The sequence below is a fragment of the Vibrio sp. 14G-20 genome (assembly GCF_026241515.1).
In the GTDB taxonomy this organism is placed as follows: domain Bacteria; phylum Pseudomonadota; class Gammaproteobacteria; order Enterobacterales; family Vibrionaceae; genus Vibrio.
This window is the reverse complement of sequence record NZ_JAPHPW010000009.1, coordinates 185,496-198,369: the sequence shown is the minus strand read 5'-3', so window position 1 is coordinate 198,369 and position 12,874 is coordinate 185,496. Positions and strand designations below refer to the sequence as shown.

Sequence of the window (12,874 nt, the reverse complement as noted above, 5' to 3'; positions counted from 1 at the left end):
TGTTGTATGTTTAAAAGTAGCAGATTGAAGCGCAAAGCTTGTCGCATACCCAATGCGAGCGCACCTAAACATGGAGAGTGACCGTGAGTGATGTTGAAAAGTTAGATCTAAATTTACTGAGCGTATTTTTGGAAGTGTATCGACTACAGTCGATCACCTTAGCCTCAGAATCGCTTGGTATGACTCAGCCAGGGGTGAGTGGAGCCTTGAAGCGATTACAATCTCAGCTTGATACCGACCTGTTTATTCGTGAAGGACGCGGGATTATTCCGACTAACGCTGCGGTGCAATTGGCAAACCGAGTGGAACCAGCCCTTGAAGGCATAACCAGTGCAGTTAGCACCTTAAAGCAGTTCGATAATCAGCAGCATCATGTGTTTCGAATTCTGGTGAATGAGATCGGCTTAACCAAGCTTCAACCCCTTGTCGAGCAAGATGAAACGTTGGGGAATATCTCTATCGAGTTCAATATGGTGCCGAACAACGAAGAAGAGCTTCTTCAGAGTTTAAGTATGCAGCAAGCCGATTTAGCGATTGATATCCATTACCCGCAAGTTAATGGATATATGAAGCAGCCGATGATTGAAGATGAGTTGGTGTTGATAGCTCGAAAGGGGCATCCGAGAATCAATGGCTCTGTGACGCAAGAGCAATATTACAACGAAAAGCACGTTACTTTTAGAATGCGTCGAACCCGTTTATACACGGCAGATTATTTTACTAAGTCGCCACTGAAACAGAGAAAAGTGAGTGCAGAGTGTGACTCGCTGATGACCATGTGTGTGCTGGTATCGGGCTCAGATTGTGTCGGCAGTACGTCGCGTGATTTTGCCAATCAATTTTCTGAACCCTTCCAGCTTCAAGTCCTTGATCAGCCGTTTGAAATCTTGCCGATGCAGCAGTACATGATCTGGCATAAAAGAACCGATTTGAATCCTGCTCATCAGTGGTTGAGAAACAAGATTCAACAATATATGGCTGACTAACGAGCCGCTCTTGCTGCACGTTTCTGTTTGGCGCTCTCTATCATCTTAGAAGGCGTCATACCGGTCACTAACATGGTGCCGGTAATAACCAGAACTGATCCGAAAATAGTGTTAAGGCCAATCGCTTCGTCTAGGAAAAGGTTGCCCCACAAGATGCCAAACACTGGAATCAAAAAGGTAACAGACAGAGCCGAAGGCGCTCCCAATTCAGAAACGAGATTGAAGTAAAGCAAGTAAGCAAGACCAGTACAAACGGCGCCTAATAAGATCACTGATGTGGTGATGGTTAGATCCGGAGCCTCTCTCATTGGCATAAAGAAGACAAACGGCAACACGATCAAGACCGCCGCCCACATGCTGCCATGAGCATTATTGAATGCCTCAACTTTAGGTGCTTGCTTGGTATAGTTTGATGCGATTCCGTAACTAAAGGCCGCCATCACCGCCGCAAAGATAGGAAGCACAGCCTCACGGCCAATGTTCATCGCATCCCAACCGACTAACACGCCAACTCCCGTTACCCCAATTCCAAGCCCTAATAGAACACGCGCCTCGAGTGTAGTTTTGGTCCATATCGCACCGATGATTGCCGCCCATATTGGCGCAGTCGAGTTCAAGATAGCGAGTGTCGAGGCGTTCAGTGTCTGCGCGGCATAAGCGAAAAGTAAAAAGGGAACCGCAGTATTGAACAATCCAAGAATAAAGAAGTGTTTAGCATGTGAATTGAACGACAACTTTTTTCTCAAGTAGAAAGAGACCAATAATAGAGTGATGGCAGCAAACAGCACTCGCGCTTCAATCAACACCGCTGGGCCCAATGGATTAGCGGCAATTCTCATGAACAGAAACGAACCGCCCCATATTGCAGCGAGAGTTATTAATTTTAGAAAGTTCACGGCTTATATCTCAGAATGTGTAAAACCCGACTATGGAGGAAAGATAACTATTACACAAACATAGATACCAATACTGTGCAGTTATGGACATAAGTTTGAGTCCTTAAACAGGAACAGCTTCGATGAATTTCGTTCTGTATATTGAGCCTTATTTGATGAGTAATCTAGCGTTAGACATCAAACTGAGGTGAATAAAATGAAGATCGAACATATCGCAATTTGGACCAAACAACTCGACGTGTTGAAGCGATTTTATGAAGACTATTTCGGCGCGACATCGAACTCAAAATATCACAACCCAACCAAAGGGTTTTCTTCATACTTCCTCTCATTTGAAACTGGAAGCCGCCTAGAGATAATGGAAATGGACTCTGTGCCTGAATCGAAAGATGACATCTATGATCAGTTTACAGGTTTTGTTCATATGGCGATTTCACTAGGCTCGGAACAAGCGGTTGATGAACTTACAAGTCGCTTGGTCGAAGATGGTTATGAGCGCTTAGATGGCCCAAGAAGAACAGGCGATGGCTATTATGAGAGCTGTGTACTCGATCCGGATGGTAATCGCTTAGAACTTACCGTTTAATGGAGGGAGCTTGAATAGCTTTTAACTCACTAACTGAACTGAGGTATTACAATGATGAAGCATGCTGTGACTTTCCTTTTTAGTCTTGGGCTTATGGGATGTGCTACCTCAGAACAAGTACATGAGCAGGAGACGGACGCGAAGCCTGAACTCTCACAACCCATTGGGTACCTTGGTTTTAAAGCTCACCAAGAGTGGGCAATTCAATTCAATGATTGCACGGTCTACGATTTAATCGGCGCACAACCCTACCAGTGGTTTGATCGCACTTCAGCCTCTGTAAGCTGCTATACGTTTAAACCGACTGATGTTATCGAGCCTTTATCAGTCTATGCCGACGCAAACTTCGACAGTAATAAGCTAACCCCAATTAACCGCTTTCAAGAGCTGCAGGTATCAGAGTCAGGCTGGGGCAGCTTTCCTATCGTCTACGAGACTCACGGCACCAACTGGTTGAAAGTTAAAGAGGGTTGGATTCACCTTACACTAGCCGATCAGACACTCGTCCAGTTCTACCCGGGAACTCAAGACCTATCTGGCAAATCGCAGCATGATCAGTATTTTGAGCAGCATTGATCGTAACTCTGACTCTTGATTAGTCTTTAGCTCGATCCAAAAAGATCTTTTAACTGTTGCTGAAACCGGTTTCAATCTGTATCTTTGCTTGTATTGAAATCGGTTTCAGAGTTGTAATGAGCTCTCTAATCCTGATCTTTTTCACGAATAACTTGTAGCGAGTAATGGTATGAACAACGAATTTCCGAACGATTTTTTATGGGGCGGTGCAGTAGCAGCGCATCAGTTAGAAGGCGGCTGGGATGCGAATGGTAAAGGTGTCAGTGTTGTTGATGTATTAACAGCGGGCGCTCATGGTGTACAACGTCGAATCACCGATGGCGTGATTGATGGCGAAAACTATCCAAACCAAGTCGCAGTGGATTTCTACCATCGCTATAAAGAAGACATTAAGTTATTTGCTGAGATGGGATTTAAGTGTTTCCGTACCAGTATCGCGTGGACGCGTATCTTCCCTAATGGCGATGAAGCTGAGCCGTGTGAAGCGGGTTTAGCGTTTTACGATGATCTGTTTGATGAGCTGTTGAAATACGACATTCAGCCTGTGGTCACACTGAGCCACTTTGAAATGCCTTACCACCTAGCTAACGAATATGGCGGCTGGATGAACCGCAAAGTGATCGACTTCTTCGTTAAGTATTCAACTACAGTGATGGAACGATACCAACACAAAGTGAAATACTGGATGACGTTTAACGAGATCAACAACCAGATGAACACCTCGGCAGATATTTTCGGTTGGTTATGCTCAGGCGTGAAGTTTCCACAATGCGAAAAGCCGCAAGAGGCGATGTATCAAGCGGTTCACCACCAGTTTGTTGCAAGTGCTTTGGTGGTTAAGAAAGGTCACGAGATCAATTCAGATCTTCAAATCGGCGCGATGTGTGCGATGGTGCCTTTCTACCCTCGTTCTTCAAAGCCAGAAGATATTATGGTGGCACAGCAAGCGATGCGTGACCGTTATTTCTTCTCGGATGTAATGGTGCGTGGTCATTACCCAAATTACGCTAAGCGTGACTGGGCAATCAAAGGCTTCAACATAGAGATGCAGCCCGAAGATGAGCAGATCCTAAAAGAAGGTAAGGCCGATTACTTAGGCTTTAGTTACTACATGTCGAATACTTTGGATTCTTCTTCGCATCAGTCGACTGAAGAGGCGATGGACGGCGGTCATAAAAACTCGGTCGATAACCCGTTCATCCAGTCTAGCGATTGGGGCTGGCCAATTGATCCAACGGGTTTACGTTTCTGCTTAGCGTCTCTGTATGAACGTTATGAAGTGCCATTGTTTATCGTTGAAAATGGTTTTGGCGCAGTCGACACCATTGAAGAAGATGGTTGCATCAATGATGACTACCGCATTGCTTACCTTGGTGACCACATCAAAGAAATGAAAAAAGCAGTCGCAATCGACGGTGTTGATTTGATGGGTTATACCCCTTGGGGCTGTATCGATTTGGTGTCGTTCACCACCGGTGAGATGAAAAAGCGTTACGGATTCATTTATGTAGACAAGCACAACGATCAGTCCGGTACTTTAGATCGCAAACGTAAGAAGTCGTTCGAGTGGTACAAAGGCGTGATTGCATCTAACGGTGCCACTATTTAGAATGCCTCTTGCTGCGTCGTTATACGTAATATGAAGTTACACGCAATATGAATTAGCATTAAATTAGTCGGCTTATGTCGGCTAATTTTTTATATGAGGAAAAGAAGCGAATGGTCACCATGCTTGATGTCGCGAACCGCGCAGGCGTATCTAAATCGACGGTTTCTCGTGTCTTAAATGGCAAGAATATCGTGCGCCCAGATGTGGTGAAAAAGGTATTTGATGCGATTCAAGAAACGGGTTATCGACCAAACCTGTTAGCTCAACAATTGGCGACCAAGAAGACCAATTTCATCGGCTTTGTAATCACCAATGAGTTGTTCAATGGCCCTTATTTCTCTTCCTTGATGTATCACGCGGCCTCTTATAGCGAAAAGTCGAATCACCAGCTGGTGATCACCGATGGCAAACACAGCGCTGAAGACGAAAGAAAGGCGATCAACTTCCTGTTGGATATGAAGTGCGCGGGCATCATCATCTATCCGCAATGCTTAACCGAAAGCGAGATTGCAAAGATCATCGAAAGCACTGAAACACCGATTCTGGTACTCAACCGGGAAATGCCGTCGAAGCCCAATCATGCAATTACCACCGAGCACTATCAGAGCGCTTGTTTGATGGTTGAACATATCATCGAGCAAGGCCATACAGACATTGCAGTGATTCGTGGTAAAGCCGGTTCTTCGACTGATGAGTTGCGTTACCAAGCCTATCAAGATGTGCTCACTAAGCACGGTATTAAACTGAACGAATCTAACGTAGTTCGGGGTGATTGGACGATGGAGAGTGGCTACCGTGCCGCGCAAACTTTAGTGGAAAGTGAAGCAAACTTCACTGCGATCTTGTCTGAAAACGATGATATGGCGATTGGTGCGATTAAGGCGTTAACCGAACTTGGGTACTCATTACCTCAAGATGTTTCGATCGTCGGCTTTGATAACAGCAAAGTGGGGGCGTTTTTAACGCCAAGCTTAACGTCTGTGAGTGTGCCATTAGAGCAAATGACGCAAAAGGCGATCCTGCAAATTGTCGGTGATACTGAGCAAGCTGAGGTATTAAGTACTACTGGCAGCTTGGTTATTCGCGACTCGGTTACCCCGCGTGTCTAGGCTTAGTTAACCGCGATTGAGTTTCATATTTCACCTACAAAAAGTGACTGGCTACGCATCTCTTAAACCAAGCTCAAACACTCCTTATTCACTGTTATTTAGATGTGCGATATTGCGTTTTTTGGTCGATGAATTGACCACCATTAGTTAAGTAATGTGAAACTAGCTAAGTAATATGAAAATAGCTAAGTTATGTGAAAGCAGGTAAGTAACGTGAAAACAGAAAAACAAAAAATGCTAGCAGGCGAACCTTATCAAGCTTGGGATAAAGAGCTTTATGTTGCTCGTATCGAATGTCGTAAGGTGCTTCAAAAACTCAATAACAGTATTCCAGACACACCTGAATGGGAAGCGGCAACGCAAGAGCTCATTCCGGGCTGTGAGAACGCGCACTTAGAGCCGCCGTTCCGTTGTGATTACGGCTCGAACATAAAGTTGGGCAAGAACTTCTACGCTAACTTTAACTGCGTGATTTTGGATGTGGCTGAAGTGACTATTGGCGACAATGTGCTGCTTGGCCCAAATGTACAGATCTTAACGGCAGGTCACCCATTAGATGTGAAAGGTCGTGTTGAAGAAGGCGTTGAGTTTGGCACACAGATTAACGTTGGCGACAATGTTTGGCTTGGCGGTGGTGTGATCATTTGCCCCGGCGTCACTATTGGCGAAAACAGCGTGATTGGCGCAGGCAGTGTGGTAACCAAAGACATCCCAGCTAATGTGGTTGCCGTGGGTAACCCATGTAAAGTTCTCAAGCAGATTGATAACGAATAGTCATCTGATTCAAATGACAAAGCCCGAATCTAGATTCGGGCTTTGTTTTTTTCAATTCCTGCTAGATGCTAAATGCTAGATGGAACAGCCTGTTGAGCTTGCTTCTTATCCAATGCACCACTGAATCGAGTCAGAACTAGAGCGATCAAAACAATCACAGCACCGACCCAAGGGGTGTTCATTAATCCAGAATTCGCGACAATCAAACCACCACCCCATGAGCCTAATGCGATACCGACGTTGAAGGCTGCAATGTTCAACCCAGAAGCGACATCGACTGCGTCTGGTGTGTATTTCTCAGCCAGTTTCACAACATACACTTGTAGCCCCGGAACGTTACCGAATGCGAATGCACCCCAAACCAAAATGGTAGCAACAGCTGCGTAAGGGTTTACTGCGGTAAAGTTGAATACCACCAGTACTGCGGCTAAACCAGAGAAGATAACGGTTAGCGCTTTAATCGGGCCCATCTTGTCGGCCATTTTACCGCCCCAGATGTTACCTATCGCCACTGACACACCGTAAACCAACATGATGAGACTGATAGAGCTCGAATCAAACCCTGATACGTTTTCCAGTATTGGAGCAAGGAACGTAAACGCTGTGAATGTGCCGCCATAACCTAGTGCTGTGATAGCGTAAACCAACAGTAAGCGTGGTTGAGTTAGAACCTTTAGTTGTGCCGAAATCTTAGCGGCAGGTGGCTGCTTAAGGTTGCTCGGGACCAAGATAGCGCTGCCAATCAGAGCGATAAGACCAAGCAGAGCAACGATCAAGAAGGTTGCTTGCCAGCCAAATGTTTGGCCGATGTAAGTACCCAGTGGTACACCCGTTACTAATGCAACGGTCAAACCGGTAAACATGATCGCGATGGCGCTCGCTGCTTTGTCTTTTGAGACCAGCCCAGTAGCGATGGTTGAACCAATCGAGAAGAACACACCATGGGCAAGGCCAGTCAAAATTCGTGCGGCGATCAGCGTGTTATAGCCTGGAGCTTGCCACGCCAATAAGTTACCAATGACAAACAATGCCATCACGGTCAGCAACACCGCTTTACGATTCCATTTGCCGGTTAATGCCGTTAAGACTGGTGCGCCAATAGCAACGCCAAGTGCATATAAACTGACTAATAGGCCTGCCGATGGCAGAGATACATTCAAGTCGCTCGCCATGGTAGGAATCAAGCCTACGATGACAAATTCTGTAGTTCCGATGGCAAAGGCGCTGAGCGTCAATGCGAGTAATGCTAGTGGCATAATCATCTCTCTTACTGTTCTTTGTTAAATACCGAGCGCGATAAAATGGGGCAGCTTGTGACTGCAATAGGAGCGCTTCGTTTGATGGCGAGGATTATCTAGCAAAATATATTTGTGAAAAATGCTCCCATTAACAAATAACCTTTGTGATATTTGCAATAATAAGAGAGTTAACCGATCATTGGATTAAGCTGATGAGATCGAAAAGACTCAGAAGATTTGAGCTGTGATGAGCACAAGCGAGACGACACTAAACAACATGAAAATAGCGAAGGAGCCTCATGCTAACCCGTTCAGATTATTTAGAAATGGTACTCACCGTCGTCGATGCTGGCGGTTTTTCTGCGGCGGCAGAGGCGCTGGATGTGCAGGTCGCCAAGGTGTCTCGTTCGGTGAGTAAGGTTGAGTCACAACTCGGCGTCTCGATATTCAACCGAACAACGAGACGCGTGGAATTGACGGAGGAAGGGCGGCAGTTTGTCGATTCAGTCAGGGTAGGATTACAGATGATTCAGAGCGCGGAAGAAGAAATCGTGTCGCGTGGTGAGTTACCAAAAGGTCGTTTAAGAGTCGATGCAGCCAGTCCTTTTGTATTTCATCAGTTAGTGCCGTTGGTGCAGTCATTCAAAGAGGCTTACCCAGACATTGAGTTGGAACTCACTTCCAACGAAGGCTTCGTTGATCTTCTGGAAAAGAGAACTGATGTTGCGATTCGAATCGGTAAGCTGTCCGATTCAACACTGCACGCTCGCCCGTTAGGAAAAAGTTTACTCCATATTGTAGCGTCACCTGATTATCTCGCTAAGCGTGGGCTACCCACTAAACCTGAAGATTTGAGTTCACATCAAATAGTCGGTTTTGCAGGGAACAAAGTGCTTAACCATTGGCCTTTACCAAACCAAAGTTATGTCGCGCCTACCGTGACAGCCAGTAATGGTGAAACGGTGCGTCAACTGGCACTAGCTGGAAATGGGATTGCTTGTTTATCGGGGTTTATGGTGCAGGAAGATATGGCAGCAGGGCGTCTAATCCCTATTTTGGAACAAGATAAACTTGCCAACACAGACCGAGAGCGAGTGAATGCGGTTTATTATAAGTCGTCTTCCGTCTCTAAACGTATCTCGGCGTTTATTGATTTTATTCAGCCAAGGTTGAGTTTGTAATCCGAGGCTCGATTCTCAATAGACTAAGCTTTGAGAGCTTGTTTAACTAGATACGAAAGCTGGCGTCCGACACTAAATGTCTTAGCCATCGATGTCCGACGTCATTGTGCCGTGCTGGATGCCAAAACATCGCGACTTTTACACTTTCTGAAATGAAATCACAGGGTAGGAGTTTTAAATCTGAACATTGAAGGTATTTATTAAGTAACCGCTTCGGGAACAAACCAACATGGTGACTATTTTCAATGATACTCATCATTTCAACGATGCTGTTCGCGCTCCACGCGATATCTCGTTGTTTCAGGATATTATCATAATCCAATCCTTTGCCGTGTAAGTAAGCTTGTTTCTGATTGGATGTGGTGTGTACGACATGTTTTTCTGACAAAAATTGCTCAAGTGATACTGTTGGGTTTGTTAAGCGAGGGTGGTTTACGTGACATAAAACACATAACTCTTCTCGTAAGATCTCTTCAGATTTGAGTCCAGGATATTGCCCATGATCAATATCTATCGACAAGTCATAGTGGTTTCTGAGCAATGAACTCATGTCTTTGTGCGCTAAGTTTGAATCCGCCTTAACTTTTACCTTAGGAGCTTGCGTAAATATAAGATTCGAAACAACAGAAAGAATACTTAGTCCGAATACAGATGCAGTTGAAATCATGAACTTTCGGGAACTGGTTTCTGGATTAAAGCTTGAAAGAGGTGGGGCTGCGACTCTGATTTGTTGAACAGCTTCGGAAAGCTGAGGGTAAATGCTTTCTGCAAGCTTACTAGATGAGACACCGTGGCTTTCACGAAAGAAAAGAGGGTCGTCAAATAGTATTCTAAGCCTGTTAATACTTTGACTTACTGCCGATTGGCTGATGTTTAAGCGGTGCGCTGCTTTACTAATGCTTCGCTCTTCCATAACGGTAACGAAAATGGGAATTAGATTGAAATCGGAGTGCTTCATAAATCAACTTAAACTGAGGCTTAGAAGGTATTTTGTTTACTTGGAGCGTAAATCTGTGATTAACCGAGAACGTTTAGTTGACAATATTACAATTAAGCCTGCGTTTTGTAGACTTTGCAGTCATTTCTGCAAACTAGGGGCCGCTATGCTTAGACGTTACTGCGTTTAAATGTAACTTTGCACTAAGTTTCGACCTTGTCTTTTGGCTTGGTAAAGCATCTCATCTGCGATTGAAACAACTTCTTCAACGGGTTGGTTTGGTAGTAATACTGCTAGACCTAATGACGCTGAAATCCCTCCCATCGATATAATTCGAAGCTTTTCATCTTTAGCGATTCTTTCCCTCAACCTCTCTGCTAGTTTTTTGGTGTCAGAGAGAGTATGAGACTTGACGATGACAATGAACTCGTCTCCCCCACAACGGTAACATTCGTCATTGCAGCGAACATTCTCAGATAGAATTTGTGCCACTCTTATGAGGATTTCGTCTCCGGTAGGATGCCCATATTGATCATTGATATCTTTAAAGTGGTCCAGGTCGATAACAATCACAGAGATACACGTGTGCTTTAGGTGCTCATGTTTTAATCTAATGTTTGCCGATTGTAGATAGGTTCGATTCTTCAAACCGGTTAGGGTGTCAGAAGTTAACTTGATATTCGTGTTGTGTTGATAGTGTGCAAAAGTTGCTAAGAGGATATAGCTCGCAAGAAGAAGTAATAGGATCTCTACAAGGCTTTGCAGTTCATTTTTCAGCTGGATGGCTGAACTTGTCATATCATCGAAGATGAGTACATTTCCATTGAAAACTGGTAACGGTACTTTAATCAGATGAAAGTACCGATTTTTCTGCGAGTCTAATTGGTATAAATCGAGTGAAAGCAGGGATACAGGTGTTACTTTGAGGTATATTTTTTCTGAATCAGGCGACAAGGAAGAGGAAAAAGTAACGTGAATGGGGCTTCCTGAAAGTAGAAAATATCGATTGTTTTGGTCTTGAAGTATCATGTTTTGTACTTCAGAAGAGGGCATTTTTTCAAAGTAGTGATTTAAGTTGAAGTGACTTTCCGAATCTTGAAAAAGATCTTTAGCTATACTCCCTGCGACCAATTCGTTATTTACTAAAGCAGAGGCAGTCTCAAATTTAGTGATAAAATCCCTTAAAAAAGAGAGGTTGTAATCGATATTATTTATAATTAGGTTTGAGATTAAATTCTCTCTTTTCCCTTTTTCGATTTCTATTGTTTTTACTAAACTATGAATACTATTGTAGTGGAATACTAGTATTAGTAAGCTTAGTGAAGATATCAGTATATTCCTTTTGATAATCAGAAAGTTAAGAATATTCATGATGGTTTACCCTTTAACCATTAATTAACTGACAACTTGAAGTCGATTCAATATCATTTGCTAATTTTAAGAGTAAACTCCTCGGTGGTTACAATTGATAGTCCATTGAGATTGAGAAAATCTCGATATCAGTTGGTTTTGACTATGACAGTGAGTCTTATGAAGAATACTCTTGATTTGAGTTCGTACAGTTTCCTTTGATACGTTTCTAATGCTGGATATCTCTGGCCCAGTGAACCCTTTTATCAATAACTCTAAAACGTTGAATTCTGATTTGGTTAACGTTGAAGTAATATCTATGTTCTTAGGTTCGGAGTACTCTTTCCAATAGTGCAACATAGTGTTGTGGGCAACCCATGAGTTTGACCATGCTGTCATGATATTAGCGACCAGTTGTAGGTGCTTAGTTTGATGTTCAGATAATGATTCAATGCTGTGAAAGATAGCTACCATTCTATGATCGTAGTTTATAGGAGAAGCAATAGAATATTTACTCAGTTTGTTAGTAATTATTGACAGCTTTTCGTGATCAAATATTCGATCATCCAAAACATTATCATAGGTAAAGTGCAAAATATTTTTCTCATGGCACATGACTGCGTCAAGATAGCTTTCAATGCTCTCCGATATTCTTTTGCTAATGGATATTCTATTTGAAATACTCTCCAAACTTTCAAAAACGATGTCCTTCCCTTCGGAAAAAATGATTAGGCTCACATGTTCAACTCCAACTTTTTCTAGCCCTTCACGAACTTCACTTTCCAGTTCGTTCGGAAGATAGGAGATGCTTGGGTTTGTCAATTCGTTATTATTTTTTTTAACCATACAGTAGCCAACGCTTTTTTAATTGTATCGATATCGAACGTATTAATATTAGTTCATTTTGTTAGATTACTATCATCACCCTATTGGGTGAAATTTAAAGAAAATTTAACAAAGTGATGAATTAAATGATTGAGATCAAATTACATTAGATTAATTAATTTTTATGTTTAACTATAGATAGTAGTTAATCAATGGTATATCCCTAATATCAGATATAAGCTGTAAAACTTTTCATTATCGCTATAATGCAACATGTAACTTTGGTTCTTGTTTTACCTTAACCGCTTTTTCCACTTCTTGTAAGAGCCGTGGAGCTTCTGACAACCTACAGCTAGATTACAAGGGTGTCCTCGCTCCCAAAAGGCAGCTCCTTCTCGTGGCGGGATAAGTGGAATCGCTCGCTAGATCCGTATGGCATTATGGCAATTCCGTGTGTCATAAGCGCCATCACCTGATATCTCAATGATTTTACGGCGTGTCTGCTTGAGTAAATTGGTAAGCACTTCGGCATCGGTTACGTTGGATAAGTTCAGCTCTGCTGTGATTATTTCGTGAGTGCTGGTATCTACTGCGATATGTAGCTTACGCATGCTCTGCGTTTCCCATCAGTTCGGTAGCGATCGCCAAGTCGCTGAATCGGCGAGGTCTACCACGCTTACCTTGTTTGTGTTGTTTCCACTCGGCTATTGTTTTTTCATCAATCCAAAAGGTCAGAGAACTACGGTTGATCAAGGCTCTATTGTACTGTTTCCAGTTGGTTGTTTTGTAACTAGGTTTAGGCATGAG

General features: G+C 43.4%; 12 protein-coding genes and 1 pseudogene. 7 read left to right on the top strand and 6 right to left on the bottom strand.

All coding sequences use genetic code 11. The annotated features are described in order from the left end of the window. The first annotated feature begins 83 nt into the window (after window positions 1-83). Complete coding sequence (locus OQJ75_RS10780) at window positions 84-986, top strand: LysR family transcriptional regulator (protein WP_048610395.1); 903 nt, start codon at window positions 84-86, stop codon at window positions 984-986. Here OQJ75_RS10780 and OQJ75_RS10775 read toward each other — a convergent pair. Next, window positions 983-1,882 (bottom strand): DMT family transporter, encoded by a 900-nt coding sequence (locus OQJ75_RS10775; RefSeq protein ID WP_416340675.1) that lies wholly within the window; start codon window positions 1,880-1,882, stop codon window positions 983-985. The genes OQJ75_RS10780 and OQJ75_RS10775 overlap by 4 nt on opposite strands. Window positions 1,883-2,078: 196 nt before the next feature. Here OQJ75_RS10775 and OQJ75_RS10770 point away from each other — a divergent pair, with 196 nt between their 5' ends. The 5 genes from OQJ75_RS10770 (at window position 2,079) to OQJ75_RS10750 (ending at window position 6,536) form a co-directional block, all read left to right on the top strand. Then, complete coding sequence (locus OQJ75_RS10770) at window positions 2,079-2,468, top strand: VOC family protein (protein ID WP_265972935.1); 390 nt, start codon at window positions 2,079-2,081, stop codon at window positions 2,466-2,468. Between the two features lie 51 nt (window positions 2,469-2,519). Continuing rightward, window positions 2,520-3,044, top strand: coding sequence for a hypothetical protein (locus tag OQJ75_RS10765; protein ID WP_265972936.1), 525 nt, complete (start codon window positions 2,520-2,522; stop codon window positions 3,042-3,044). A gap of 169 nt (window positions 3,045-3,213) precedes the next feature. Continuing rightward, the gene (locus OQJ75_RS10760; RefSeq protein ID WP_265972937.1) at window positions 3,214-4,653 is read left to right on the top strand and encodes a 6-phospho-beta-glucosidase; all 1,440 of its coding nucleotides are present in this window, start codon (window positions 3,214-3,216) and stop codon (window positions 4,651-4,653) included. A gap of 110 nt (window positions 4,654-4,763) precedes the next feature. Continuing rightward, complete coding sequence (locus OQJ75_RS10755; protein ID WP_265972938.1) at window positions 4,764-5,762, top strand: LacI family DNA-binding transcriptional regulator; 999 nt, start codon at window positions 4,764-4,766, stop codon at window positions 5,760-5,762. A gap of 213 nt (window positions 5,763-5,975) precedes the next feature. Next, window positions 5,976-6,536 (top strand): sugar O-acetyltransferase, encoded by a 561-nt coding sequence (locus tag OQJ75_RS10750; RefSeq protein WP_265972940.1) that lies wholly within the window; start codon window positions 5,976-5,978, stop codon window positions 6,534-6,536. Window positions 6,537-6,604: 68 nt separating this feature from the next. Here OQJ75_RS10750 and OQJ75_RS10745 read toward each other — a convergent pair whose 3' ends face one another. Next, window positions 6,605-7,792: an MFS transporter gene (locus tag OQJ75_RS10745; protein WP_265972942.1), complete on the bottom strand. Its 1,188-nt coding sequence runs from the start codon at window positions 7,790-7,792 to the stop codon at window positions 6,605-6,607. A gap of 281 nt (window positions 7,793-8,073) precedes the next feature. Between OQJ75_RS10745 and OQJ75_RS10740 the strand changes: the two genes are divergently transcribed. Next, window positions 8,074-8,955, top strand: coding sequence for a LysR family transcriptional regulator (locus tag OQJ75_RS10740; RefSeq protein WP_265972943.1), 882 nt, complete (start codon window positions 8,074-8,076; stop codon window positions 8,953-8,955). 46 nt (window positions 8,956-9,001) lie between these two features. On the opposite strand, the gene OQJ75_RS10735 is transcribed toward OQJ75_RS10740, so the two are convergent. The 4 genes and pseudogenes from OQJ75_RS10735 to OQJ75_RS10720 form a co-directional block, all read right to left on the bottom strand. Continuing rightward, entirely contained in the window at window positions 9,002-9,913 is a 912-nt protein-coding gene (locus OQJ75_RS10735; RefSeq protein WP_265972945.1) for a LysR substrate-binding domain-containing protein, read from the bottom strand. 165 nt (window positions 9,914-10,078) lie between these two features. Continuing rightward, a complete protein-coding gene (locus OQJ75_RS10730; protein WP_265972946.1) occupies window positions 10,079-11,263 on the bottom strand; it encodes a GGDEF domain-containing protein in 1,185 nt (394 codons plus the stop codon). 66 nt (window positions 11,264-11,329) lie between these two features. Then, complete coding sequence (locus OQJ75_RS10725; protein WP_265972948.1) at window positions 11,330-12,088, bottom strand: helix-turn-helix transcriptional regulator; 759 nt, start codon at window positions 12,086-12,088, stop codon at window positions 11,330-11,332. A gap of 281 nt (window positions 12,089-12,369) precedes the next feature. Further along, window positions 12,370-12,871: pseudogene (locus tag OQJ75_RS10720) on the bottom strand (transposase); the annotation flags it as partial. Window positions 12,872-12,874 lie beyond the last annotated feature (3 nt).

Bases quoted from the DNA above. Each gene is read 5' to 3' on its own strand.
- OQJ75_RS10770 (WP_265972935.1), top strand. From the start codon at position 2,079: ATGAAGATCGAACATATCGCAATTTGGACCAAACAACTCGACGTGTTG.
- OQJ75_RS10765 (WP_265972936.1), top strand. From the start codon at position 2,520: ATGATGAAGCATGCTGTGACTTTCCTTTTTAGTCTTGGGCTTATGGGA.
- OQJ75_RS10760 (WP_265972937.1), top strand. From the start codon at position 3,214: ATGAACAACGAATTTCCGAACGATTTTTTATGGGGCGGTGCAGTAGCA.
- OQJ75_RS10755 (WP_265972938.1), top strand. From the start codon at position 4,764: ATGGTCACCATGCTTGATGTCGCGAACCGCGCAGGCGTATCTAAATCG.
- OQJ75_RS10745 (WP_265972942.1), bottom strand. From the start codon at position 7,792: ATGCCACTAGCATTACTCGCATTGACGCTCAGCGCCTTTGCCATCGGA.
- OQJ75_RS10740 (WP_265972943.1), top strand. From the start codon at position 8,074: ATGCTAACCCGTTCAGATTATTTAGAAATGGTACTCACCGTCGTCGAT.
- OQJ75_RS10735 (WP_265972945.1), bottom strand. From the start codon at position 9,913: ATGAAGCACTCCGATTTCAATCTAATTCCCATTTTCGTTACCGTTATG.
- OQJ75_RS10730 (WP_265972946.1), bottom strand. From the start codon at position 11,263: ATGAATATTCTTAACTTTCTGATTATCAAAAGGAATATACTGATATCT.
- OQJ75_RS10725 (WP_265972948.1), bottom strand. From the start codon at position 12,088: ATGGTTAAAAAAAATAATAACGAATTGACAAACCCAAGCATCTCCTAT.